Raw genomic sequence first — 23,000 nt, 5'->3', positions numbered from 1 at the left:
GGCCCGTCGCGGCGCGCGCCCCGGTTGCAGGGGCCAGGGCGCGCGATTACCCTCGCCGGCCATGCAACCTGGCTCGCTCGCCGCCGCGGTCGCCCGCGCCTTGCACCCGGTCCTCCCCGCCGCCGCCGGCCTCACCGAGGACGAGGTCGCCGCCAGCCTCGCGGCCCCGCCGGACCCCGCGCTCGGCGACTTCGCCTTCCCGTGCTTCAAGCTGGCCAAGGCCCTGCGCAAGGGCCCGCCGCAGATCGCCGCCGAGATCGCCGCGGGGCTCGCAGATCCGGCCGGCTTCTTCTCCAGGGCCGTAGCGACCGGCCCCTACGTCAACCTCACCCTCGACCTCGGCCGCGCCGCCGCGCTCGTCCTGCCGCGCCTCGCTCGCGGCGAGCCGGTCCGGCGCCCGGCCACCGGCGTGCGGGTGATGGTCGAGTTCTCGCAGCCCAACACGCACAAGGCGTTCCACGTCGGCCACATGCGCAACCTCTGCCTCGGCGACTCGCTCGTCCGGCTGCTGCGCGTGGCCGGTGACGACGTGGTCGCGGCCAACTACCTCGGCGACGTCGGCGCCCACATCGCCAAGTGCCTGTGGTGGTACCTCGACCGCCTGCACGACCGCACGCCGCCGGCCGACCGCCGCGGCGAGTGGCTGGGCGAGCTGTATGCGGCGGCCAGCAACCAGCTCGACGCCTGGGAGGACCAGGCGCAGGCCGGCGACGTCGCGGCCGCGGCCGAGCTGCAGCAGGCCAAGGCGCGCACCTCGGAGATCCTCCACCGCCTCGAGGCGCGCGAGCCGGAGATCATGGCCGTGTGGCAGGAGACCCGCGAGTGGTCGCTCGAGGAGTTCGCCGAGATCTACAAGTGGTGCGACGTCGGCTTCGACCGCGTGTTCTTCGAGAGCGAGGTCGACGAGCCGGGCCTCAAGCTGGTCGCCGAGTTCCTCGACAGGGGCGTGTTCGTCGTCTCCAACGGCGCCGTCGGGGTCGTCAACGACGAGGTCAAGCACATGCCGTTCTTCATGCTGCGCAAGCAGGACGGCACCAGCCTCTACTCGACCAAGGACCTCGCGCTCGCCCGCCTCAAGTTCGAGGAGTACCGCATCGACCGCTCGGTCTACGTCGTCGACGTGCGCCAGAGCGACCACTTCCGCCACGTCTTCCTCACCCTCAAGAAGATGGGCTTTTATCAGGCCGAGCGCTGCCAGCACGTGCCGTACGAGATGGTCGAGCTGCCCGACGGGCCGATGGCCGGGCGCAAGGGCAACGTGGTGCTGTTCCGCAGCCTGCGCCAGCAGATGACGGCGCACCTGCGCAAGATGTGGTTCCACCAATTCGAGGGCGAGTGGCCGGCCGAGGAGATCGACGCGGCCGAGCGCACCGTGGCGCTCGGCGCGATCAAGTACGGGATGCTGAACCGCGACGTGAACCAGAAGATCGTGTTCGACCTCGCGGCCTGGCTCAAGCTCGACGGCAACACCGGCCCCTACCTGCAGTACACCGGCGCCCGCGCCGGCTCGATCCTCCGCGAGTGCGCCGAGGTCGACAAGGCCCTCGACCCCGCGCTCCTCGCCAGCGAGGCGGCCGTCCAGGCCGCCGCCGCGACCCTGCAGGAGCCGCAGGAGCGCGAGGTGCTGCTCGCCCTCGACCGCCTGCCGCAGGCCCTCGCCGCCGCCGCCGAGCAGCTGCGGCCGTCCATCGTCTGCACCTACGCCCACGAGCTGTGCAGCGCCTTCAACAGCTTTTATAACGCCAAGAACTGCCGCGTGAAGCCGAGCGAGGGCCCGCTGCTGCAGGCGCGCCTGCTCCTCGTGCACGCGTTCGTGCACGCGCTGCGCGAGACCCTGGCGGTGCTCGGGATCTCCGTGCCCAAGCGGATGTAGCCGAGGTCGCGGCAAGGACCTCGCGTGGCCTCGTCGGCGGCGCGCGAGGCCGTATTCGTTCAAGCTCGCGAGGGTACGTTCGCACGTCGCCGGTCGCCTCGGTGGCCGCTCACGGGCGAGGACGTATTCGTTCGGGCCGCGAGGGATCGTTCGCACGTCGTCGCCTCGTCGCGCTGCTGGCGGGCAAGGACGCGTTCGCTCAGCGCTCCGCGAGGGATCGCCCGCGCGTCGCCGAGACGCCGTCGTGTTAGCGTCGCACGCATCATGACCGTCGCTCTCTGGTGCCTGTTCGCCGCCGCGCTCCTCCATCCGCTGAGCAAGTTTCCGCTGGCCGCCGCTCAGGCGCGCGAGGGCAGGGGCTACGACAACCGCAACCCGCGCGAGCAGCAGAACCGCCTGACCGGCTGGGGTGCGCGGGCCCGGGCGGTCCACGCCAACCAGATCGAGAGCTTCCCGCTGTTCGCCGCCGGCGTGCTGGTGGCCACGGTCGCCGCCCCGAAGGTCGCGCTGATCGACTGCCTCGCGCTGGCCTACATCGCCGCCCGCCTGGTCTATCCGGCCCTCTACCTCGCGGACATCCACTACGCGCGCTCGCTGGTGTGGAGCGTCGGCTTCGGCGCCAGCCTCGCGTTGCTCGCCAGCCCGGCCTGGGCGTAGCGCCGGCGCCGTCGAGTGCCTGGCGCGAAGAGCATGTCCTCAAAAACATGCTCCAAAGGACACTATAAAAAGGGCATGTCCCTTCGTACATCTCGTCGGGCATGCGTCGCCCGCTCCGGGCTCGGGACGGAGCGGGGCCGCAGCCCACCGGGGCGGCGAGCTCGACCTCGCAGGGCGATCCCGGTATCGTCGGCAGTGACCGGCGCTGCCACGGAGGCCGCGCCCGCACGACGAGGAGCGGCATGGCCGAGGTGTTGCTGTTTCACCACGCGCAGGGCGCGACGACCGGGTTTTACGCGTTCGCCGACGCGGTACGACGGGCCGGTCACATCGTGCATGCGCCGGATCTCTACGACGGCCGGACCTTCGACAGTCTGGACGAGGGCGTCTCGTACGCCCAGGCGATCGGCTTCGGCGCGATCGTCGAGCGGGGCCAGCGAGCCGCCGACGCCTTGCCTCGCGGGCTCGTCTACGCCGGCTTCTCCCTGGGCGTACTGCCGGCGCAGAAGTTGGCCCAGACCCGGCCGGGGGCCCGCGGAGCGCTGCTGATCCACGCTTGCGTCCCGGTCGCCGAGTTCGCCGCGTCCTGGCCCGCGGACGTCCCGGTCCAGATCCACGGCATGGACGCCGACCCGATCTTCGTCGGCGACGGCGACCTCGAGGCCGCCCGGGCGCTCGTCGGATCGGTCGCGTCCGCCGAGCTGTTCCTCTACCCCGGCGACCGCCACCTGTTCGCCGACGCCGGCCTGCCCTCGTACGACGAGCCCGCGGCGGCGCTGCTGACTCGCCGCGTGCTCGACTTCCTCGCCGCGCGTTGATCGGCACCCGTCGCGCGACCCGCGACGGCTCGACTCTTCAACCGGTCCGCGTTCTCGCGGAGCGGCGGTAGAAGGGCGTGCAACGCCCCAGCGGGGCCGAGGCGGCGAGGTCGGTCAGGAGAGCCCGAGCTCGACTGGCGACTCGCAGCGGAGGGCGTACTTCGGGTTCGGCAGGAGCGTCGAGCTGCGGCGGCGAGGCCGGGTCGCATCGCGCCCGTGGGAGGGCCGACGCTGGTGGCCAGCCGGGCGCGGTCCAGGCTGGATGGCGAGGAGAGCATGTTTTATAAGACATGCCCTTTCGAGCATGACCTGAAGAACATGCGCACTCGGGCATGTCCTTCTCTTTTTAAAAATCTCAGAAGGCTGCGAGTAGCCCGAGCTGCGGGCCGAATTGCAGCTCGCAGAAGCCGGGCGCGGCCGGGGCCGAGAACGCGGCGCGGCAGCGGCCGCCGGGGAAGCTGAGGGAGAAGCGGATCGCCAGGTCGAGCCAGACGCGGCCGCCGAGGTGGATGGTCGCCCCGGGGGCCGCCACCGCGTGGCCGACCACCCCGCCGCGGGTGCCGAGCACCTGCGGACCGACGGCGGCGAGCAGATAGGCGGCGAAGGTCTCGGTGCGCAGGGGGATCCACCGCACCATCGGCGCGATGCGGAAGGCTGCGCCCGGATCGCCGGCGCGCGGCCGCTGCGACGGGTCGGTCGGCGACGCGAGCAGCACCGTCGCCTGCAGCTCGCCGCCGATCTCGAGGCTCTCGCGCAGGAAGTAACCGCCGCGAACGCCGACCCCGACGAGCGTCAGCTGACTGGCGATGCTGCTGTCGGCGAAAAGCCCCAGCTCACCGCCGCGGCGGCGGAACGGGGCCGCCGGGACCGGCGTGGGTTCGGCCGCCCGTGCCTCGATCGTCGTGCCCGCGACCACCAGCGCGAGGCCGACCCGCGCGATGTAATTGCTGCGCCGAACTCGGGGTCGTCGCGTGTTGGGCCGCGCCTGACCGCCCGACGGCCCGGCCGCGGTCGCGACGAAACCCGACGCGAACGCCCGCAGTCGTGGCACGGGGGAGAGGTCGCGCACGGCGGTTCATCGTAGCGGTCCGCGGTGCAGGGTCAATCCGCGACTACGATCGGTGGATGTCGAGTTCGCTGCTGGTCCTCACGCTCGCCGTTGCCGCGGTGACCAATCCGTACGCTCCCGATGCGCGGCCGGTGGTGCTCGACTTCCGCCCTGGTGCGGTCAACGCGGTGCCGCTCCTGCCCGCGCCCGCGACCGGCGCGACCTTCTCGGACCTGGCCGCGCACGAGGGGCGGCCGGTGGTCGAGAAGGAGCCCGGCACGCTGCCGCCGGGTTGGGTGCAGCTCGGCGGCATGGTCGTGCCCGAGGCAGTGGCTGAGGGCGCGCCGGTGATCTCGCCGTTCGCTGCGCGCCCCGAGATCGCGGCAGGCAAGGTCGAGGGGCCCGGCGTCGAGGAGCTGTGCGCCTACCCCGAAGCGGTCCCCGCGGGCATCTACCCCGGCGAGTTCCGCCTCGGCACCGAGTTCCCGCGCCGCGGCACGATCTACATGAACTACACCGGCGGCACCCTTTATAACGGCATGGGCGACAACTCGGCCGAGAACTGGTCGGCGCTGGCCAAGACCGGCTCGAAGTACCCGGTGTACACGGGCGGCGAGGAGCGGGCGATCGCGGTCGCGCAGGCGGTCCAGGCCGACTTCGCCGCCTGGGCCCTGCGCGTGGTCTACCTCGAGCGCCCGCCGAAGGTGCTGCCCTACGTGATGATCATGATGGGCGGTCACTACAGCGACACCGTCGCCGGCCCGTCGGGCGGGGTGGCGCCGGGCGCCGACTGCGAGGACCTGGGGCTGCGCAACGTCTGCTACGCGTTCGTCAACAACGAGTCGACGAGCAACCAGGCCAACGTGGCGAGCCAGGAGATCGGCCACACGATGGGGCTCGGCCACACGGAGGGCAACGACCGGGTGATGGCGTTCGGCTACGACACGTACGCGCCGATCGACATGGGCTTCGGCGCCGAGTGCACGCCGATCATCAGCGTCCAGGGCCAGTCGGGCGCGTGCCAGGGGGTCAACAAGTGTCACTGCAACGACGGCGAGCTGCAGGACGACACCCTGACGCTGTCGGCGATCTACGCCCCGCCCGGGCCCGACGTCGTGCCGCCGGAGATCGCCATCACCGCGCCCGCCGACGGCGCCGTGTTCCAGGAGGGCGACGACGTGACCGTCACCTTCGAGCCGTGGGACGACTACGGCGGCTACGGCTGGAAGCTGATGGTCGAGCACGACGGCGAGCTGGTGGCCGACGTGGTCGACTACAACGCCGCGCTCGAGTTCACCCTCAGCAACATGCCCCCGGGCAACTACGAGCTGACCGCGCTGGTGATGGACCAGGCCGACCAGACCGCCGAGCACACGATCTCGATCACCGTCGAGGGCACCGCCGCCCCGACCACCAGCGCGGGCGAGAGCGAGAGCGAGGGCGAGAGCGAGGGCGACAGCGACGCGAGCACCGGCGAGGCGACCGACGGCGCGAGCGAGGGCAGCGAGGGCGCCTCCGCGGGCAGCGAGGGCACGGGCAGCGAGGGGACCGCCGGGAGCGACGCCGAGGACTCGTGCGCCTGCCGGTCGGACGGCGCGCCGGCCGGGGCCGCGTGGGGCCTGCTGGCGCTGCTCGGGCTGCGCCGGCGCCGGCGGTGAGTTCTCGGGAACATGTCGAAAGCGACAGGCTCCATGGCGCCTGCTGGCGCTGCTCGCTAGGCGAGTCTTCGGACCATGTCGGAAGAGACATGGCCCTGCTGGCCTGCTCGGAGGAGTTGATCTTCGGAGCATGTCGTCATGGACATGTTGAATCGGGCCTCGCGCCGGTGCTGAGGTGTTACACGGGCATGTCGGAAGAGACATGCTTCATGGGGCCCGGCTGCTGGGGCGAAGGCGCGGAGGTGTTCTTCGGGGCATGTCGGAAGCGACATGCTTCATGGCGCTGCTGGAGCCGCCGGTGCCGAGGCGGTCTTCAGGGCACGTCGTAAGAGACATGCCTCATGGGTCTGCGGGCGCGGCGGTGGCAGCGTCGAGGCGCCTTCGCGGTATGTCTTGATAGACATGTCTTGATAGACATGTCTATTTCGACATGCTCATAAGAACATGTCCGTTCAAGCCGTCCGTCGGCGCCGTCGCGTCAGCGCCAGGGCTGCCAGCCACCACGCGCCGCCCGCACCCGATGCGCACGCGCAGCCGTCCTCGCCCTGCTGGCTGCCGGTCCCGTCCTCGCCGGGCTGGCCGTCGGTCGCGCTCGGGTCGATGAACCCGGCGCTCGTGCTCGAAGTCCCCGAGCCCTCTCCGGTCACGGGCGGGCCGGTGGTCGGCGCCTCGCCCGTCGAGCTCGAGTTGGCCTCGCTCTCACCTGTCTCCGGGGACATGCAGCCCCCGGTCACCAGCTGACACGCTGCGTCGCAGCTCAGGTCGCCGGGACCGAGGCCGAGGGCCTCGCAGCTCTGCCCGCCGAGGTCGCCGCCGTCGCAGGCCTCGTCGCCGGTGCGGACCCCGTCGCCGCAGTCGTCGCACAGGGCCGGCAGCGGAGCGTCGCACGGGCGGATGTGGTGGTGACACAGGACCTCGTTGAGCTCGAGATACGCCGCCTCGCCATGGTTGCAGGCGACGTAGGTGGCGACGTCGTCGGCGAACCCGCGGTAGGTGCCGCTGCTGACCTGCGCGGCCCAGAGCAGGGCGCGGCCGATCGCGTCGGCGGCCGGCGCGGCGCTCAGGGCGGGCAGCGGGACGCACTCGTACGGCGGCGCGGTCGCGCAGCTCTCGCCGTGCAGCAGCTCCCAGAAGGCCTGGAACCAGCTGTCGATCGCGTAGCCGACCTCGCGGTCGCACAGGCTGGTGCCCTCCTCGAAGTCGATGTCGATGAGCGACGGCAGGTCGCACATGTCGGGGTAGTTGGCGTCGTCGTTGGGGCAGGCGGGGTCGTCGTCGGCGACGAAGCGCGAGAACTCGCCGCCGCCGGGGCGACAGGCGTCGCTGTGCGGGTTGCGGTTCTCGCCGAGGCTGAGCCGGGTGAGCGTCGCGCACGAGTCGGCCTGGCCGGCCGCGGGGTAGAGCGAGGCGTAGAACCACAGCGCCATCAGGCTGGCGTAGGTCTCCGACAGCGGCAGGGCGTCGTCGGTGGTGCCCGGGTAGCAGTCCGGCCCGCACGACAGGCACACGAACGGCTCGAACATCAGGCCCGGCGCGGCGAACAGGTCGACGAAGTGGCCGAACTCGTGCGGCAGCACCGACGGCGAGTAGCTGGCGCCCGCGAGGTACATCGCCCCGACGACCTCGTACGGCCCGCCGCCGAGCGGCTGCTGCAGCGCCTCCGCCGGCTCTTCGAGCGCGCCGCCCCACGCCGACGACACGCACCAGCTGGCCTCGGCGCCGCACAGCGAGGCCGCGGGGTCGGCGGCCACGACCAGCCGCGGCGAGAACTGCCCCGCCGGCGTCACGCTCTCGAGCCCGAGCGTCGGCAGGGCGCTGTCCCAGCGGCCCTGCATGACCGCGTCGGTATGTTCATAGTAGCTGCGCAGCAAATAATAGGAGTTCTGCAGGCCGTATTCGCGGGTGTCGGGGTAGGCGTCGAAGTCGGCGCCGAGCTGGCCGTAGATCGGGCTCGCCAGCGCCTCCGCGCGCGAGCCGGCGCCGGCGGCGTCGATCAGCACGAGCTGCTCGTCGGCCAGCAGCACCTCGCCGTCGGCCAGCGAGCCCGAGGTCGGCATCGCCACGGTCGAGATCGGCGCGGTGAAGACGTCGCTGCTCAAGCTCTCGGCGCGCACCTCGAGCGCCAGCGCGTGGTCGAGGCCGGCCCCCGACGGATCGGTGTAGGCCAGCAGCGGCAGGACTGCGGCCCGCGGATCGGCGGCGACCACCACGTCGGCGACCCGCGCCGGACCGTGGAACACCGCGGCGGCCCAGGCCAGCGCGCGCGCCCGCGGGAACGCGACCAGGCGCAGGTTGACCGGCCGCAGCGCGCCGGCGGGGAGGCCGGTCCGCGCGGCCGCGTGGGCCAGGACGCTGGCCGCGGCCACGTCGCGGCCGGCCGGGGCGGCGACGAAGGCGTAGTCCTCGCGGCCGTCGACCACCGCGCCGCGGAGCCCGATCACCCCGGTGCGATCGGCGATCAACGTCAGCGTGGCGTCGGCGCCGTGCACCGGCCATTCGCGGTAGTGCTGGCGCAATCGCAGCAGTCGCAGCGCCCCGGCCTCGACGCGGCCGATCGGCGCGGCCGGCAGCCCGAGGTCGCTCGCACTCGGGCCGGGCGCGAGCCCGAGGTCGCGCGGGTGGTCGACGATGAATCGCAGCACCCGCAGCCGCACCAGCCAGTCGGGCTCGTCCGGCCCCAGCGCGAACAGCCGGGCGCCGAAAGCCGCGAGGCCGTAGGTGTCGCCGTCGTCGTGGCAGTACCGCGCGGTATCACATTCGCCGGCGACGCAGGGCAGGTCGCAGGCGGGTCCAGTCATTCCGGGCGGGCAGCTCGCGGCCGGGGCGACGCGGCAATCGTGGGAGTCGGCGGCAGGCGACGACAGCAGCAACAGCCACGCCAGCAACATCGCCGCCAGCGTTTCACAGCCCCGCAGCGAGCGTCAACGAGGCGGGCGCGCCGCCGCTGCAGCGAGCTCCGAAGCAGCAGGCCCCGAAAGCGAACAAGGCCCCGGAGCGGGGCCTTGCGAGAGAGAGCGGGAGACGGGGATCGAACCCGCGACATTCAGCTTGGGAAGCTGACACTCTACCAACTGAGTTACTCCCGCGGGGCCGGTATGTCTACCAGGCTGCGCGGCGGCCCGCAAGTCCGGGGCGCATCCGCCACCCGGCCGGCAGCGCGGGTCTTGCGAGGGGTGCCCGCCCGGGCCCGGCTGCCCTCGCGTACGGCCCGGCAATGCGCTCCTGCGGCGCGAAACTTGCGCCCGGTCGCGACCAGCGGTAAGTGCGCGGGTGGATGCTTTCGAAGGCGGACATTCGAGCGCAGAGCGCGGCGAGGCGGCGGGAACGCGGACCCGAGGCCGCGGCGGCCGCTTCGGCCGAGCTCTGCGCCCACGTGCTGGCGGAGGCCCGCTGGCGCGCGGCGACCTCGGTGGCCGCGTTCGTCGGCGTCAAGGGCGAACCCGACACCCGCCCGCTGCTGATCGCCGCGCTCGCGGCCGGGAAACAGCTGTGGCTGCCGCGCATGGCCGGCCACCGCCGCCAGTCGATCGAGTTCGTGGCCGTCGCCGACCTCGTGACCCTCGCCCCGGCCCCGTTCGGCCTGCTCGAGCCGCGCGACGGCCCCGGCCTGGCCCTCGCCGACACCGACGTCGACCTGGTGCTGATGCCCGGCCTCGCCTTCACCCGCACCGGCATCCGCCTCGGCTACGGCAAGGGCCACTACGACGGCGCCATGAACCCGCTGCGCAACCACTCGCGCCCGGTCCGCATCGGCCTGTGCTTCAGCGACGAGCTGGTCGAGGCGCTCCCCGAAGAACCCCACGACGTCGGCGTCCACGCGCTGGCGACCGAGCAGGGGCTGCTCGACTGCGTCTCCCTGCAGTGACCTGTTTTTAAAGAAACAGCCTGTCTTGAGAGACAGGCTGCTGCGGCGAGACGGCGGCCGACGCCGATCGGTCGCCGCGCTCCGCGAGCGCACTGCGGCGGGCTGCCGAGGCAGTGCAGGGCATGTCTATCGGGACATGCTCTTCAGGTCATGCTCTCCAGAACATGTCCCTGAGGGCATGCCCGAGCGTGCGGGTGCGGCCGGCTCTCAGTCGACCCGCTGGATCACGTGGAAGCCGAAGTCGGTCTCGACCACCGAGCTGAGCTCGCCGGGCTTCAGCGCGAACGCGGCCGCCTCGAACGCCGGCGCGAACATGCCGCGGCCGACCGAGCCGAGGTCGCCGCCGCGCTCGGCCGAGCTGTCCTCGCTGCGCTTCTTCGCCAGCGCCTCGAAGTCGGCGCCGGCCTTGCTCGCCTCGGCGTGGAGCTCCGTCGCCAGCTTCTGCGCCTCCTCCTTGCTGCGCTTGATCTTGGCCTCGGCGTTCTTGGCCCCGGCGTAGCGGACCAGGATGTGCCGCGAGTGCACCTTCTCGACCTTGCAGCGCTGGGCGACCACGAAGCCGTGCGGGTGCTCGACCACCGCCGAGGTCTCGCCGATCCCGAGCGCGAACACGACGTCCTTCAGCGGGGCGTACTTCTCCGGCCACTTGTCCTTGGCGTAGGTGCCCATCGCGCCGCCCTTGGCCTTCGTCTTCGGCTCGTCGGACTCGCCGGCGAGGTCGGCGAAGGCTCTGCCGGAGGACAGCTTGCTGCGGAGCTCCTCGGCCCGCGTCTGGGCCGCGGCCTTGTCGCGGGTGACCGTCGGCTCGGCCCCCTCGGCCCCCTGCCAGGCGACGACCACGATCTTCGCGCAGGCCTCGTCGGCCTCGCCCTGCGGGTACTTCGGGGCCGGCGGCTCGGCGACGGCCTCCGTCTTCGCCGGCGGCGGCGCCTCGACCTTCTTGGCCGGCTCGGCCGGCGGTTCGCCGGACTTGGCGGCGCCCCCGTCGCAGGCGGCCAGCAGGAGGACCAGGCAGGACAGGGCGGCGCGCTTCATCGCGGCGAGGATACACCGCGCGCGGCCGCCCGAGCGAGCGCCATCCCTGCCGCCCGAGCTCGCCGGGTCGCCGATATCGACAGGCGACATCGGCGATCCGGGCCTGTCCCCGGGGACAGGAACTGCCCGCGATCGCCGCGCGAAGCCCTTCACGCCGCTTCGCGCGGTCTTCGCGGCCGGACCGGGCGCTCGCGAAAATTCGCGAGCGCGCCCGGCCGCGGCCGCGGACGGGGCGACGAAATCAGCAATCGACAGGCCTGGGAGCGGTCTGCACCCTGCCGGTATGGAAGATCGATCGGTCCACGTCGTCACGACCATGTCGACCAGGCCGCAGGCGCCCGAGGTGTTCGCCGGCGCCATGCGCGAGCTCGTCCAGGCCGGCCGCGAGCTGCCCGGCAACCGCCGCTTCGAGGCCTACCAGGGCACCACGGACCCGCGCGAGTTCGTGGTGATCGAGGTGTGGGACAGCGACGAGGCCGCGGACGCGCACCTGAGCGCGGATCACACCGAGCAGGCCTTCGGCGCGATAGGTCCGCTGCTCGAGGTGCCATCGGCGCTCGTCCGGCACGTCCGCGTCGCCTGAGGTTCGTCATGAACATCAAGGAGCTCCACCACACCCTGGCCGACATGGAGGACTCGATGCTCGGCGGTCTGGCCGCGATCGACGTGTTCGCCAAGACGTCGGGCATGTCGGTCGCCGGCCTGCGCACCTCGCCGCGGGCGTGCGCGCTGTTCAACATCCTGTTCGACCGGATCAGCGACACCCTCAAGAAGACCGGCCTGCCGGTGCCCGAGAACGTGCATCAGACCATGCTGCGGCTCGGCGAGGACGGCCAGGTCATGATCATCGTCGTCGACCTGTCCGACAAGTACCGCATGGGCATGGCGCTCGACTGCACCCGGGCGCAGCTCGGGATCATGGTCAGCGTCGTGCTCCCCGAAGCCATCCCGCGCATGCGCGCGGCGCTCCTCTGACTCCTTCCAGTCACCGTCAGGGCATTCGTCGGGCCATCCGACTTCCTTGCCATCCACGATGGATTTGATCAGCTCGTGTTTCCCCGCAAATCTGATTCACGATTCGCACGAAGAACTCCAGATCAAAATCACAGGCTGGAGTGACGCCAGCTCGCGTCTCTCGCCAGAGAGCGGCAAACAACGCGCCCGCGATATGCCTCGTCTTCTCGTCGCCGATTGCGTCGAGCAGAAGCACCGCCTCTTCTTGCCGGATCAATTTACCCTTCGCGTCGCTCATCGACCAATCCTTCGAGGATTTTCATGCCAGTATTCGATCCTTCGATCCTCGCCGTCGTCAAGCTGTCCGTCGAGCGCGTCGCCCTCGACGCCGCGATCTCTCTGCTGCAGGAGCTCGCCGAGCGCAGCCGGTCCTCGCGCGGCTGCTTGCGCTTCGAGGTCCTGCAACAGGAGGCCGACCCGACCCAGCTCGTCACGGTCGAGCGCTGGGACAGCGACGTGGCCGCCGACGCCCACATGCGCAGCCCGCACGCGAAGGTCGCGCTGGCCCGCCTGACGCCGCTCCTGCGCGCGGCGCCGCGGTTCGCCCGCTACCGCAGCGTCGAGCGCTGAGGCTCACGCGAGCGAGGCGACCACGGCCTCGACGACGAGGGTGGCGAGGGTCTCGAGGATCTCGCGCCCCTCCTCGGCGGTGGCGGCCGCCGGCGCGCCGCAGTAGGCGCGCGGCATGTCGCACTCGAGGAAGCCGCGCTTGCCCGCGCGGATGTGCTCGGCGAGCGGGACGGTGTGCTCGGGCAGCGCGGCCGCGAGGTCCATGCGCACCAGGTCGGGGCGGATCGCCAGGACCAGGCTGGTCTCGTAGCGGCCGGCGTGGCACGAGCCGCTCTGGAACTCCGGCGTCAGCCGGGCCGCGAGCGCGCGCCGGGTGGTGTCGACGAACAGCAGCGCGTCGCCGGTCTCCGCCTGGTAGCGGCGCGCGACCTCCCGCAGCGAGGCGATGTGGTCCGGCTCGAGGTGGGCGGTGAACACCACCACGCGGTCGAAGCCCATCGCCCGCATCGCCCGACATGTCCCGAGGACCAGGCCGATCGCCGCCTCGGCGCCGATCGACGTCGAGCCGGCGAAGTCCCTGGCCCACTCGGTCACCGCGTAGTGGATCGGCGGCAGCGCGGCCGCGAAGTGCCCGCGCGCCGCCAGCTCGCCGGCGGCGCGGTCGACCACTGCTTCGCCGATCAGGCTGTCGGTCGCCAGCGGCAGGTGGGGCCCGTGCGCCTCGGTGCTGCCGACCGGCAGCAGCGCGATCTTCGGCTGCGGCAGCGCGAGCAGGCGCTCGACCTCCGGGTAGCTGAGCTCGGCGAAGCGGACGTAGAGGCCGGGTGTCTGTTCAGCCATGGCGTTTCAAGCAGGTCCTTCCGGGCATGTCGGAACGTTCAGGTGAGGGCCGCCGCCAGCTTGCGCAGCTCGCCGCGCTTGATCTTGCCGGTCTCGGTGCGCGGCAGGGCGGCCACGAACTCGACCCGCCGGGGGGCCTTGAAGGCGGCGATGTTGGCGCGGGCGTGGGCGAGGATCTCGGCGGCCAGCGCCTCGCCGGCGGTGTGGCCGGCGGCCAGCTCGACGTAGGCGACCGCGCGCTCGAGGCCGTCGGCGTCGCGGTAACCGACCACCCCGGCCTCGTGCACCGCCGGATGTCCCAAAAGACAGTTCTCGACCTCGACCGGCGAGACGTACACGCCTGAGCACTTGAGCATGTCGTCGCCGCGGCCGCAGAACCAGAAGTAGCCCTCGGTGTCGACGTGGAACTTGTCGGCGCCCTTGACCGAGTCGCCCCAGAAGGTCGCGCGACTCTGGTCGCGCATGCGCCAGTAGCCCTGGCCGGCGGAGGGCCCGGTGATCACGAGGGTGCCGATCTCGCCGGGCGGGACCTCGCGGCCGTCGTCGTCGAGCAGGCGGTAGGTGTAGCCGTCGACGATCTTGCCGAGGCTGCCGTCCTTCACGTCGCCGGGGCGGTTGGTGATGTAGACGTGGAACATCTCGGCCGAGCCGATGCCGTCGAAGATCTCGACCCCGGTCGACTGCTTCCACAGCCGGTACAGCCGCGACGGCAGCGCCTCGCCGGCGCTGACCAGCGAGTGCAGCGACGACAGGTCGCGCCGCCCGGCCTCGTCGAGGTGGTCGAGCATCTTGGCGATCGTCGTCGGCACGGTCACGAACTGGGTCGCGCGGTACCTCTCGATCAGGCCGTACCACCGCTCGGGCGCGACCCGCTCGGGCACCAGCACGCAGCTGCCGCCGACGCTGAACGGGAACAGCATGTTGCTGGCCAGCGCGTAGCCGAAGAACAGCTTGGGCGCGGAGATCGTGACGTCCTCGCGCTTGATGCCGAGGGTGCGCTGGGCGTAGGCGACGGTGTTCCACACGAAGTCGTGGTGCATGTGCACGACGCACTTCGGCTTGCCGGTCGAGCCCGACGACGACAGCCAGGTGGCGAAGTCGTCGCGGTAGGTCGGCTCGGTCCGCGCGGTGTCGGGCTGGCGGGCCAGCTCGGCGTGCCAGTCGAGGGTGTCCTTGGGGACAGGTGCGCCGGAGCGGTCGACGACGATCACGATCGGGGGGTAGGGCGCGTCGCGCCACACCGGCTCGAGCTGCGGGTAGACCTCGGCGTCGACGATGACCGCCCGCGGCCGCGCGTACTCGAGGTAGTAGGCGTAGTCGGGCGGCAGCAGCCAGGTGTTGGTCGGCACCGCGACGCAGCCGGCGCGCAGGACGCCGAAGTAGGCCGCCGCGAACTCGGGCGTGTCGAGCAGGAGCAGCTGCACGCGGTCCTCGATGCGCAGGCCGAGGGAGCGCAGCAGGTTGGTGACGCGACACGACGCGGCCACCAGCTCGCGGTAGGTCACCTGGGCGTCGCCGCAGTAGATCGCGGTCTTGTCGCCGAGGCCCTCGGCGACGCGGGCGTCGAGGAACCACTCGGCCATGTTGAGGCGATCGGGGACGACGATCGGGGCGGGCATGGGTCGCGGCGAAATTCCCACAGGGCCCGCGGGTGCGGGCAGGCGCGCGCGGGTGCGGGGTCTCACGGTGGGCCGCCCGCCGCGCCGCGCGTTGGGCCGCCGCGCGAGCTGGGGTATGTTCCCCGCCCCGTGGAGGTCGTCTACCCGCGCCTGTCCTTCGACCTCGACCGCGACTCGTTCGTGGTCTGGCTGCGCTGGGTGTCGCTCGAGCGGCCGCCGTCGCCCGATGCGCCGCCGTCGCAGGGCATCCGCGTCGAGCTGCAGCTCAACCGCAACGCGGTGCTCGGCCCGACGATCGCCTACCGGCGCGAGCTCGAGGCGGCCCCGCGGCTGTACCGCGTGCCCAGGAGCCGCTGCACCGAGGTGCTGCGCGTCGCCTCGCGCCGCGGCCTGCTCGACGTCCAGCTCATCATCCACGGCTCGATCGCCAACGCCCCCTACGCCGCGCTCTACCACGTGCGCGACGACGACGCCGAGCTCACCGAGCTGCCCGGCACGCCCCTCTTGCAGCTGCAACCGTCGACCCCCGGCGACCGCTGGCACGTGGCCGGCCAGGCCAACCTGCGCGTGCAGCTCGAGCTGGTCGAGCGCAAGCGCCTGCGCGTGCTCGCGTGAGCGGCGACGCGAGGGGCCCGTGCACGCCGAGGGGACGAGCCCGCCGCACGCTGCGCGGGGATCGCGTGAGCGCTTGGTGATCGCGCCAACCGGAGTCGACCTCACGCGAGAAATCACTCCTGCTCGAAGCGGGCGATCGCGTCGAGGGCGGCGCGGGCTCGTTCGACGCTGCGACCGCTGGCGCTGCGCTCGAGCGCGGCGTTCAGCTGCGGCCGCGACTTCGACCAGCGGATGAACACCAGGATCGCCGCCAGCACGACCGCGCCGATCACGAGCTGAAGGATCACGAACTCCGGGGCGCGCGCGACCAGGTCGTCGCCGTTGCTCGCGGCCAGGCAGATGATCATTGGGATCCACAACAGCGCCCACGGCAGCCCCAGCCACGGCGACGTGCGCACCCGCCAGGCCCGCAGCTCGGCCAGGCGGCGCTGGTTTGTCACCACCGGCTCGGCCGGGTCGATCTCGCGGACCATCGCCAGCTCGCGCGCGCCGAGCACCACGACCATGATCAGGTAGGCCTGCAGGACGACGCCGCACAGCATGAGGTGCAGGCTGTCGCGGTGGTTCACCCAGAACGACGCGCACACGAACACCAGCGCGCCGGCGATCAGCGTCTGGCACCACAGGCCGAACACCAGCGGGCGCAGGCGCGAGCGGGCGCGGCCGATCGCACGTTCCTGCAGGAGCTGCAGCTGGAGCGCGTCCTGCCGCTCGAGCCGGCGGTCGAGCGCTTGCCAGGCTTGCTTGAGGTCGTCGAGTTCCATGCGTCAGGTCTCCGTCGCCGCGGCGGTCATCTGGCCGCGCAGGCGCTGTTTGAGGCGGCCGAGCTTGGTCGCCACGTTGGTCTCGCTGATGCCGAGGATCGCCGCGATCTCGCTGTGCGGGCGCTCCTCGAGGTAGAGGAGGATGAGCGCCCGGTCGAGCTCGGCGAGTCCGGCGATCACCGCGTGCAGCTGCTTGAGTCGCTCGTCGGGTTCGTCGGCGTCGTCGGCGATGTCGCGCGGATCGCCGAGCGGCTCGAACCGGCCGTCGCGGGTCCGCTCGCGCCGCGCGAACGAGATGCCGACGTTGAGGGCGACGCGGTACATCCACGTCGAGAACCGCCGCTCGGGGTCGTAGCGGGGGAACGAGCGCCACAGCTGGATCGCGATCTCCTGCGCGAGGTCGCTGCGGTCCTGCCGCCCGCGCGCGTACACGCTCGCGACCTTGAGCACGATCTTGTGGTGCTCGCGCAGCAGCGCCAAAAATCGCGGCCGGAGGTCGTCGCCCGTCATGGTCTGCGCTGGTGATTCGCGCGAGCCCCCGCGAGGTTCACAGGGTCGGCGAAATTAATTTCGCCGGCGCGCGACCCAACGAAAACGGCCGCCCGGGGGGCGGCCGCGTGCGCGCGAAGGGGGCGGCTCAGCTCTGGCCGCCGCCGCCGGTGAGCATCTCCTTGAGGCCGGGGATCTCGCCGAGCAGCGGCATCAGGACGATCTCGATGCGGCGGTTCTTGGCCTTGCCGTCCTCGCTGGTGTTGTCGGCGACCGGGTCGACGTCGCCGTAGCCGGCGGCGCCGAGGGTGCCCTGCGGCATGCCCTGGGTGACGAGGAACTGCACGACCTCGACCGCGCGGGCCGTCGACAGCTCCCAGTTGTTCTTGAACTTGGCGGTCTTGATCGGGACGTTGTCGGTGTGGCCGGCGACCAGCCATTCGCGGTCGTTGAGGCTCTTGAGCGCGCTGGCGAGGTTGCCGAGCGCGGCCTGACCCTCGGGCTTGAGGTCGGTCTTGCCGGAGTCGAACAGGATGCTGCTGGCCAGCTTGACGACGAAGCGGCCCTTGCGGACCTCGACCTGAATGGTGCCGGCGTCGATGAGCGACTTGAGCTTGGCGAACAGGTCCTTGTAGACCTGCAGCTCGGCCAGGCGCTTGGCCTTCTCGTCGCGCAGCTTCTTGAGCTCGTCGGCGGTCGCGCCGGCCTTGCGCGCGAGGTCGGCGTTCTGCTCCTCGAGCACCTTGATCTCGTTGCCCAGCCGCGCCACGTCCTTCTCGAGCTGGGCGATCTTGTCCTTCAGCGAGGTGTTCTCCTCGTTGAGCTTCTTGTTCTTGCCCTGCTCGTCGCGCAGCTCGCCCTCCGTCTTCGTGAGCTTGGCCTGCGTCTCCGCGAGGGCTGCCTCGAGTTCTTTGCGTTTGCAGCCGGACAGGGCCAGCGTGGACAGGAGCATGAAGACGGCGAGCTTGCGCATGGCGCAAGGCTATCCCATGCCGGCCAAATTTTTGACGCATCTCGACTTCGGGGCTTACCCTCGGGGTCCGGGCCCGGGTTCTGGGCCATAACGCAGCGAGATCACAGAGAAAATGGCCAACAAGCGAGCCAACTCTCCCCCTGCGCGCAATGCGCAAATGCGCGAAAGTTCTTCCGGGCTGCCGCGGCCGTGGGGCGAGTTCCTCGGCGTGGTGCTGCTCGCCATCGGCGTGCTGATGCTGGGCGGACTGTTCTCGTACCAGTTCGGCACCGGCACGCTCATGGGCCCGGTCGGCCGCCTGGTCGCCGGGGCGCTGTACGCCTCGCTCGGCATGGGCTCGTACCTGCTGGTGCTCGGCGTGCTCGGCCTCGGGGTCAAGGCGCTGCACGGCGACGCGATGGAGCTGCGCTCGGGCGAGGGCCTCGGCTTCTCGCTGGCGACGGTGGCCGGCTGCGTGCTGCTGCACGTGATGTTCCCGACCTACCGGATCTACGGCTTCACCGCCGGCGGCCTGGCCGGCGAGGTGCTCGGCGAGATCGGCCTCGGCATGTTCGATCGGGCAGGGACCTACCTGATCGCCGGGGCGCTGCTGTGCGTCGGCCTGTTCGCCTCGACGCCGCTGTCGACGGCTCACTTGATCGGCGCAGTGCGCATGGTCGGCCGCGGCTTCGTCGCCGTCGGTCAGTACCTCTGGGGCGGCCTCGTCGGCATCGGCGAGTCGCTGCGCGGCCGCGCCGAGGACGTCGAGGAGGAAGAGGAAGAGGAAGAAGAGGTCGACGAGGAGGAAGAGGCCGAGGAGGAAGAGGCCGAGGAAGAAGAGGAAGAGGAGGAGGAGGTCGAGGAGGAGCCGAAGCCCAAGCGTCGCCGCCGCAACAACAAGGCCAAGGCCGCGCCCGCCGAGGTCGAGGAGGAGGAGCCCGCCGCGCCGTCGGTGCCCGCGGCGGCCGTGGCCGACGCCCCGCGCAAGAACCGGAAGGTCGCGCGCCGGCCCGAGGACATGCCGGAGATCGTGCTGACGGGCGGACGCCCGGAGGCCGAGGCAGGCAAGGCCGAGAAGGCGAAGGCGGACAAGAGCGAGGCGGACAAGGCCGAGCTCGCCGAGGACGTCGCGCCGCGTCGCCGTCGCAAGCCGGCCAAGGTCGAGCCCGAGGTGTCCACCGACCTCGAAGAGACTTCAGGACATGTCGCCGAGGACAGGGCCGAAGAGGCAGCCGACATCGAGGTCCCCGTGCCCGCGCCCGCCAAGGTCGCGGTCGCGGCCAAGGCCGGCAAGAAGGCGCCGCCGCGGCCGCAGGAGCTAGCGGCCGCGGTCGAGGTCACGACCGAGCTCGACGACGAGGAGAGCGCCCCGCCGGCGATCGCCGCCAGGGCTCCGATCGCGCCCGCACCCGCGCCCGCGCCCGCGCGCGTGCCCGAGCAGCTGCCGCTGGCGCCCGCCGCCGCCGCGGCCAAGCCGGTCGAGCGCGTGCCGTCGATCCCCGGCATCGTTCGCCTGACCTCGGGCCCGTACAACCTGCCGCCGTCGAAGCTGTTCGAGGCCGCCGACACGCCGGCGGTCGAGGTCGACAAGAACTTCGTGCTCGAGCAGGCCGAGCGCATCGAGCACGCGCTGGCGCAGTTCAAGGTCAACGGCAAGGTGACCAAGATCCACCCCGGGCCGGTGATCACGCGCTACGAGTTCAAGCCCGACCCGGGCGTCAAGCTGTCGCGCATCGAGAGCCTCGAGAACGACCTCGCCATGGCGCTCGAGGCGATCGCCATCCGCATCCTCGCGCCGATCCCCGGCAAGGCGACCGTCGGCTTCGAGGTCCCGAACGCCACCCGCGAGACCGTCTCGATCAAGGAGATCCTCGAGAGCGAGGCGTTCGAGGCCGCGCGGGGCGGCAAGCTGCCGATGGTGCTGGGCAAGAACATCACCGGCAAGCCGGTGGCGATCGACCTGGCCAAGGCGCCGCACCTGCTCGTCGCCGGCGCGACCGGCTCGGGCAAGTCGGTCGGCGTCAACGCGATGATCTGCTCGCTGCTGTTCGCGTGCACGCCCGAGGACGTGCGCATGATCATGATCGACCCGAAGATGCTCGAGCTGAGCATCTACAAGGACATCCCGCACCTGCTCTTGCCGGTCATCACCGACGCCGAGCAGGCCAGCATGGCCCTGCGCTGGGCGGTCGACGAGATGGAGCGGCGCTACGCCGTGCTGAGCGACGCGCAGGTGCGCGACATCGCCGGCTACAACAAGAAGCTGCCGCAGCTGATCGACGAGTGGGAGGCGGAGAAGCGGGCGCTCGAGGAGGCCGCGGCCGACGCCAGCGCCGCCGCGCGCGAGGAGGGCGAGGACGCCATCCCGGCCGAGTTCCTCGGCGGCGTCGGCTTCGACGAGGACGGTCCGGTCGAGTCGATGGGCGGCCTGCCGAGCGGGGCCAAGGTCGGCGACAAGCCGGAGAAGATGCCGTACATCGTCGTCATCATCGACGAGTTCGCCGACCTGATGATGGTCGCCAGCAAGGAGGTCGAGACCAGCGTCGCGCGGATCGCCGCCAAGGCGCGCGCGTGCGGCATCCACCTGATCCTGGCGACGCAGCGGCCGAGCGTCGACGTCATCACCGGCACGATCAAGAACAACTTCCCGTCGCGCATCGCCTTCCAGGTGACGAGCGACATCGACAGCCGCACGATCCTCGACGGCAAGGGCGCCAAGCAGCTGCTCGGCATGGGCGACATGCTGCACATGGACCGCGGCGGCCAGCCGCAGCGCGTCCACGGCTGCTACGTGTCCGAGGACGAGATCCTCAAGGTCGTGGCGTTCATCCGCAAGCAGGCGCGGCCGACGTACAACCTGGCGATCACCGCCAAGCGCGACGAAGAGGAGGAGGAGGCGCCGAGCGACCGGCGCGCCGATCCGCTCTACGACAAGGCGGTGCAGATCGTCGCCGAGACGCGCAAGGTCAGCACCAGCATGATCCAGCGCCGGCTCAACATCGGCTACAACCGGGCCGCCAAGATCGTGGAGATGATGGAGGCCGAGGGCGTGATCGGCCCGGCCCGCGGTACTGCGCCGCGCGAGGTGTTCGTCCAGGCCGCGTGATCGGCGAGATCTCCGCCGCCCGGGCATGCGCGGCCGGAAGTGTGCTAGGACTCTCGCGGCATGGCCCTGCGCGGCCGCGAGCGCGGCGTCGGCGCGGCGGTGAATCGCCCCCAGCCTCCGCCCGTCTTCTCGGCCACGGGGCGTCGCCCCAGGAGCTCAAACATGGAAGCCACCACGATCTGCGCGCTCTCTCTCGGCCTCTTCTGCAGCGATGTTGCTCTCGCGAACGCGATCGACGCTCCGCTGCTGCCCCTGAGCGTGACCCAGGGGGCCTCCGCGCAAGCGGCCGCTGCGCCGGTGACGGCGCCCGAGATCAAGCCCTCCGCCTCGGCGGTGCTCGCGTCGGTCCAGTCCTTCTACGACGGCACCACCGACCTCACCTGCAAGTTCAAGCAGACCTACGTGCACCCGGTCTACGGCACGCGCACGGTCAGCACCGGCGACCTCCGGCTGAAGAAGCCCGGCATGATGGTGTGGGACTACGAGGGCAAGGCCGACCCCGACTTCTACGTCGACGGCCAGAAGCTCTGGGTGGTCGAGCACGACACGCGGCAGGTCGTCAGCCAGAAGGTCGAGGGCAACTCGAACCTCGCCGGGGCGATGAAGTTCCTGTTCGGCGGGCAGAAGCTGATCAAGGAGTTCAAGGTGCGGATGGCCCAGGATCAGCAGACCAAGAGCTACGGCATGCCGGGGCACAAGGTCATCGAGCTCAAGCCCAAGGAGCAGAACCCGCACTACAAGTCGCTGCTGCTGGTCGTCGACGATCTCACCGGCCGGGTCGACTCGTTCGTGGTCCGGGCGCAGGACAACAGCACCAACCACTTCGTGCTCACCGACGTCGCCAGCAACCAGAACCTCGCGGCGAAGGACTTCAAGTACAAGGTGCCGACCGGCTACGTCGAGACGAGACAGTGAACGCGGCTTCATGGCCGCGGTGAGGCCCCGGGCCCGCGCGCGCAGCGTGCGGGCCCGCTCGCGTTTGCGGAAGCGATCGCTCGGCCTGGCGTTGGTTGCGCGACGCGTCTCGGCTGTGTACCGTGGCGCCGACTACGACCATGCAGCGCACTTCACTGGTTACCCTGGGTTTGCTGACCGCGCTCGTCGCGACGGTCGGCTGCGGCGACGACAAAGGCACCTCCGCGACCGACGCGACGACGAGCACCTCGGGTGACACCGAGGAGCCGACCGCGGGTACGACGCCGACCACGACCGACGGCGCGACGGCGGGCACGACGACGACGGACGACACCGAGGGGACGACCGCGCCGACCACGACCGGGGGCGCGTGCGAGGATGGCATGCAGATGCCGGGCGCCGGCGCCGAGGGCTCGGCCTGCACGCTCAACGCCGACTGCGAGTCGGAGTCGTGCATCAAGTGGACCGACAGCCAGACCGACGCCGTCTGCGGCGTGCGGGCCGAGTGCGGCGCCACCCGCTTCATCGGCACCCTGACCGACTTCGCCACCGGTGAGCCGATCGCGGGCGCCGACCTGCGGGTCGTCGGCGCCCTGGCCGCGATCCAGGGCATCGAGAGCGCGGTCGACATCGTCAAGGTCACCTCGGGCGCCGACGGCCACATCGACGCGACGTCCGAGACCCCGGTCAACACCGGCATCGGCGTGATCGGCGTGGTCGGCGGCGGCGACTACTACCTGACCGCCACCGGTCTGGCCCAGCCGTACGAGGGCTCGACCCTGTACCCGCCGCTCAACGGCATCCACGACATCTGGGGCGTGCCCGCAGCCAAGCTGACCGAATGGACAGGTTATCTCATGGCCGACGCCGACCAGGCGGTCGTCGACGCCCTGCCGCTCGGCGAGAACGGCGGCGTGGTCGGCCTCGTGCGCCAGGGCGGCGTCCCGGTCGCCGGCGCGGTGGTCGTGCCCGAGATGGACAGCTCGACCGCGGCGATCCGCTACCTCAACGAGGACGGCATGGGCTTCAACAGCGACGGCACCAGCAGCAACGGCGTGTTCATCCTGCTCAACCCGGCGATCGCCGAGAAGTTCACCGCCCAGCTCGACGGCAACCCGATCGGCCTGGTCGGCACCGCCGGCAGCGCCAAGATGGCCGTGTTCGCCCTCATCTTCAACGGCACCTGAGGCTTCCGTGAGCGCGTCCCGGGGAGGGAGCCCGG

21 protein-coding genes and 1 tRNA gene are annotated in these 23,000 nt (G+C 71.3%); 12 read left to right on the top strand and 10 right to left on the bottom strand.

Features of this window, described 5'->3' with window-relative positions; genetic code table 11:
- The first annotated feature begins 61 nt into the window (after positions 1 to 61).
- The 3 genes from argS to O0S08_RS40775 all read left to right on the top strand — a co-directional run bounded on the left by argS (position 62) and on the right by O0S08_RS40775 (position 3,348).
- On the top strand, positions 62 to 1,873 hold the full coding sequence (argS, locus tag O0S08_RS40785; RefSeq protein WP_269034915.1) for an arginine--tRNA ligase: 1,812 nt from the start codon (positions 62 to 64) through the stop codon (positions 1,871 to 1,873).
- Positions 1,874 to 2,137: 264 nt separating this feature from the next.
- Positions 2,138 to 2,530 carry an MAPEG family protein gene (locus O0S08_RS40780; protein WP_269034914.1) on the top strand — a complete coding sequence of 131 codons (393 nt, stop codon included), beginning with the start codon at positions 2,138 to 2,140 and terminating at the stop codon, positions 2,528 to 2,530.
- A 242-nt stretch (positions 2,531 to 2,772) separates the two neighbouring features.
- Positions 2,773 to 3,348: a dienelactone hydrolase family protein gene (locus tag O0S08_RS40775; protein ID WP_269034913.1), complete on the top strand. Its 576-nt coding sequence runs from the start codon at positions 2,773 to 2,775 to the stop codon at positions 3,346 to 3,348.
- 355 nt (positions 3,349 to 3,703) lie between these two features.
- On the opposite strand, the gene O0S08_RS40770 is transcribed toward O0S08_RS40775, so the two are convergent.
- Positions 3,704 to 4,417 (bottom strand): hypothetical protein, encoded by a 714-nt coding sequence (locus tag O0S08_RS40770; RefSeq protein WP_269034912.1) that lies wholly within the window; start codon positions 4,415 to 4,417, stop codon positions 3,704 to 3,706.
- Positions 4,418 to 4,473: 56 nt separating this feature from the next.
- On the opposite strand from O0S08_RS40770, the gene O0S08_RS40765 reads away from it, so the two are divergent.
- The gene (locus O0S08_RS40765; RefSeq protein WP_269034911.1) at positions 4,474 to 6,054 is read left to right on the top strand and encodes an Ig-like domain-containing protein; all 1,581 of its coding nucleotides are present in this window, start codon (positions 4,474 to 4,476) and stop codon (positions 6,052 to 6,054) included.
- 452 nt (positions 6,055 to 6,506) lie between these two features.
- On the opposite strand, the gene O0S08_RS40760 is transcribed toward O0S08_RS40765, so the two are convergent.
- Complete coding sequence (locus tag O0S08_RS40760; RefSeq protein ID WP_269034910.1) at positions 6,507 to 8,942, bottom strand: hypothetical protein; 2,436 nt, start codon at positions 8,940 to 8,942, stop codon at positions 6,507 to 6,509.
- Between the two features lie 125 nt (positions 8,943 to 9,067).
- Positions 9,068 to 9,140 (bottom strand) — tRNA-Gly (locus O0S08_RS40755).
- A gap of 188 nt (positions 9,141 to 9,328) precedes the next feature.
- Between O0S08_RS40755 and O0S08_RS40750 the strand changes: the two genes are divergently transcribed.
- A complete protein-coding gene (locus tag O0S08_RS40750; RefSeq protein WP_269034909.1) occupies positions 9,329 to 9,919 on the top strand; it encodes a 5-formyltetrahydrofolate cyclo-ligase in 591 nt (196 codons plus the stop codon).
- A gap of 207 nt (positions 9,920 to 10,126) precedes the next feature.
- Here the strand turns inward: O0S08_RS40750 and O0S08_RS40745 are convergent, their stop codons facing one another.
- Positions 10,127 to 10,954, bottom strand: a complete 828-nt coding sequence (locus O0S08_RS40745; RefSeq protein WP_269034908.1) for a peptidylprolyl isomerase — start codon at positions 10,952 to 10,954, stop codon at positions 10,127 to 10,129.
- A gap of 283 nt (positions 10,955 to 11,237) precedes the next feature.
- On the opposite strand from O0S08_RS40745, the gene O0S08_RS40740 reads away from it, so the two are divergent.
- Together O0S08_RS40740 and O0S08_RS40735 are read left to right on the top strand one after the other, a co-directional pair.
- Complete coding sequence (locus tag O0S08_RS40740) at positions 11,238 to 11,537, top strand: putative quinol monooxygenase (protein ID WP_269034907.1); 300 nt, start codon at positions 11,238 to 11,240, stop codon at positions 11,535 to 11,537.
- A gap of 8 nt (positions 11,538 to 11,545) precedes the next feature.
- The gene (locus O0S08_RS40735; RefSeq protein WP_269034906.1) at positions 11,546 to 11,929 is read left to right on the top strand and encodes a hypothetical protein; all 384 of its coding nucleotides are present in this window, start codon (positions 11,546 to 11,548) and stop codon (positions 11,927 to 11,929) included.
- A gap of 16 nt (positions 11,930 to 11,945) precedes the next feature.
- On the opposite strand, the gene O0S08_RS40730 is transcribed toward O0S08_RS40735, so the two are convergent.
- Positions 11,946 to 12,206, bottom strand: coding sequence for a hypothetical protein (locus O0S08_RS40730; RefSeq protein ID WP_269034905.1), 261 nt, complete (start codon positions 12,204 to 12,206; stop codon positions 11,946 to 11,948).
- A gap of 23 nt (positions 12,207 to 12,229) precedes the next feature.
- On the opposite strand from O0S08_RS40730, the gene O0S08_RS40725 reads away from it, so the two are divergent.
- Complete coding sequence (locus O0S08_RS40725) at positions 12,230 to 12,538, top strand: putative quinol monooxygenase (protein WP_269034904.1); 309 nt, start codon at positions 12,230 to 12,232, stop codon at positions 12,536 to 12,538.
- A gap of 3 nt (positions 12,539 to 12,541) precedes the next feature.
- Here O0S08_RS40725 and O0S08_RS40720 read toward each other — a convergent pair whose 3' ends face one another.
- Positions 12,542 to 13,318: a creatininase family protein gene (locus O0S08_RS40720; protein ID WP_269034903.1), complete on the bottom strand. Its 777-nt coding sequence runs from the start codon at positions 13,316 to 13,318 to the stop codon at positions 12,542 to 12,544.
- Between the two features lie 38 nt (positions 13,319 to 13,356).
- Positions 13,357 to 14,937 carry a benzoate-CoA ligase family protein gene (locus O0S08_RS40715; protein WP_269034902.1) on the bottom strand — a complete coding sequence of 527 codons (1,581 nt, stop codon included), beginning with the start codon at positions 14,935 to 14,937 and terminating at the stop codon, positions 13,357 to 13,359.
- 129 nt (positions 14,938 to 15,066) lie between these two features.
- Between O0S08_RS40715 and O0S08_RS40710 the strand changes: the two genes are divergently transcribed.
- Positions 15,067 to 15,552: a hypothetical protein gene (locus O0S08_RS40710; RefSeq protein ID WP_269034901.1), complete on the top strand. Its 486-nt coding sequence runs from the start codon at positions 15,067 to 15,069 to the stop codon at positions 15,550 to 15,552.
- A gap of 113 nt (positions 15,553 to 15,665) precedes the next feature.
- Here the strand turns inward: O0S08_RS40710 and O0S08_RS40705 are convergent, their stop codons facing one another.
- The 3 genes from O0S08_RS40705 to O0S08_RS40695 all read right to left on the bottom strand — a co-directional run bounded on the left by O0S08_RS40705 (position 15,666) and on the right by O0S08_RS40695 (position 17,778).
- The gene (locus tag O0S08_RS40705) at positions 15,666 to 16,316 is read right to left on the bottom strand and encodes a hypothetical protein (protein WP_269034900.1); all 651 of its coding nucleotides are present in this window, start codon (positions 16,314 to 16,316) and stop codon (positions 15,666 to 15,668) included.
- 3 nt (positions 16,317 to 16,319) lie between these two features.
- A complete protein-coding gene (locus O0S08_RS40700; RefSeq protein WP_269034899.1) occupies positions 16,320 to 16,826 on the bottom strand; it encodes an RNA polymerase sigma factor in 507 nt (168 codons plus the stop codon).
- A 127-nt stretch (positions 16,827 to 16,953) separates the two neighbouring features.
- Positions 16,954 to 17,778, bottom strand: coding sequence for an OmpA family protein (locus O0S08_RS40695; protein WP_269034898.1), 825 nt, complete (start codon positions 17,776 to 17,778; stop codon positions 16,954 to 16,956).
- Between the two features lie 157 nt (positions 17,779 to 17,935).
- Between O0S08_RS40695 and O0S08_RS40690 the strand changes: the two genes are divergently transcribed.
- From O0S08_RS40690 to O0S08_RS40680, 3 genes are all read left to right on the top strand, one after another.
- Positions 17,936 to 20,863 (top strand): FtsK/SpoIIIE family DNA translocase, encoded by a 2,928-nt coding sequence (locus O0S08_RS40690; RefSeq protein ID WP_269034897.1) that lies wholly within the window; start codon positions 17,936 to 17,938, stop codon positions 20,861 to 20,863.
- 162 nt (positions 20,864 to 21,025) lie between these two features.
- Entirely contained in the window at positions 21,026 to 21,778 is a 753-nt protein-coding gene (locus tag O0S08_RS40685) for a LolA family protein (RefSeq protein ID WP_269034896.1), read from the top strand.
- A 140-nt stretch (positions 21,779 to 21,918) separates the two neighbouring features.
- Positions 21,919 to 22,965, top strand: coding sequence for a hypothetical protein (locus tag O0S08_RS40680; protein WP_269034895.1), 1,047 nt, complete (start codon positions 21,919 to 21,921; stop codon positions 22,963 to 22,965).
- Positions 22,966 to 23,000 lie beyond the last annotated feature (35 nt).

It is taken from the genome of Nannocystis punicea (assembly GCF_026965555.1).
Classification (GTDB): Bacteria; Myxococcota_A; Polyangia; order Nannocystales; family Nannocystaceae; genus Nannocystis; species Nannocystis punicea.
Note: the sequence above shows the minus strand (reverse complement) of the source record. Positions and strands in the feature narration are given on the sequence as shown.

What these genes read in the sequence shown, in the direction of transcription:
- argS (WP_269034915.1), top strand. Translation starts at nt 62, where the DNA reads ATGCAACCTGGCTCGCTCGCCGCCGCGGTCGCCCGCGCCTTGCACCCG.
- O0S08_RS40780 (WP_269034914.1), top strand. Translation starts at nt 2,138, where the DNA reads ATGACCGTCGCTCTCTGGTGCCTGTTCGCCGCCGCGCTCCTCCATCCG.
- O0S08_RS40775 (WP_269034913.1), top strand. Translation starts at nt 2,773, where the DNA reads ATGGCCGAGGTGTTGCTGTTTCACCACGCGCAGGGCGCGACGACCGGG.
- O0S08_RS40765 (WP_269034911.1), top strand. Translation starts at nt 4,474, where the DNA reads ATGTCGAGTTCGCTGCTGGTCCTCACGCTCGCCGTTGCCGCGGTGACC.
- O0S08_RS40760 (WP_269034910.1), bottom strand. Translation starts at nt 8,942, where the DNA reads ATGTTGCTGGCGTGGCTGTTGCTGCTGTCGTCGCCTGCCGCCGACTCC.
- O0S08_RS40750 (WP_269034909.1), top strand. Translation starts at nt 9,329, where the DNA reads ATGCTTTCGAAGGCGGACATTCGAGCGCAGAGCGCGGCGAGGCGGCGG.
- O0S08_RS40745 (WP_269034908.1), bottom strand. Translation starts at nt 10,954, where the DNA reads ATGAAGCGCGCCGCCCTGTCCTGCCTGGTCCTCCTGCTGGCCGCCTGC.
- O0S08_RS40740 (WP_269034907.1), top strand. Translation starts at nt 11,238, where the DNA reads ATGGAAGATCGATCGGTCCACGTCGTCACGACCATGTCGACCAGGCCG.
- O0S08_RS40735 (WP_269034906.1), top strand. Translation starts at nt 11,546, where the DNA reads ATGAACATCAAGGAGCTCCACCACACCCTGGCCGACATGGAGGACTCG.
- O0S08_RS40730 (WP_269034905.1), bottom strand. Translation starts at nt 12,206, where the DNA reads ATGAGCGACGCGAAGGGTAAATTGATCCGGCAAGAAGAGGCGGTGCTT.
- O0S08_RS40725 (WP_269034904.1), top strand. Translation starts at nt 12,230, where the DNA reads ATGCCAGTATTCGATCCTTCGATCCTCGCCGTCGTCAAGCTGTCCGTC.
- O0S08_RS40720 (WP_269034903.1), bottom strand. Translation starts at nt 13,318, where the DNA reads ATGGCTGAACAGACACCCGGCCTCTACGTCCGCTTCGCCGAGCTCAGC.
- O0S08_RS40715 (WP_269034902.1), bottom strand. Translation starts at nt 14,937, where the DNA reads ATGCCCGCCCCGATCGTCGTCCCCGATCGCCTCAACATGGCCGAGTGG.
- O0S08_RS40705 (WP_269034900.1), bottom strand. Translation starts at nt 16,316, where the DNA reads ATGGAACTCGACGACCTCAAGCAAGCCTGGCAAGCGCTCGACCGCCGG.
- O0S08_RS40700 (WP_269034899.1), bottom strand. Translation starts at nt 16,826, where the DNA reads ATGACGGGCGACGACCTCCGGCCGCGATTTTTGGCGCTGCTGCGCGAG.
- O0S08_RS40695 (WP_269034898.1), bottom strand. Translation starts at nt 17,778, where the DNA reads ATGCGCAAGCTCGCCGTCTTCATGCTCCTGTCCACGCTGGCCCTGTCC.
- O0S08_RS40690 (WP_269034897.1), top strand. Translation starts at nt 17,936, where the DNA reads ATGCGCGAAAGTTCTTCCGGGCTGCCGCGGCCGTGGGGCGAGTTCCTC.
- O0S08_RS40685 (WP_269034896.1), top strand. Translation starts at nt 21,026, where the DNA reads ATGGAAGCCACCACGATCTGCGCGCTCTCTCTCGGCCTCTTCTGCAGC.
- O0S08_RS40680 (WP_269034895.1), top strand. Translation starts at nt 21,919, where the DNA reads ATGCAGCGCACTTCACTGGTTACCCTGGGTTTGCTGACCGCGCTCGTC.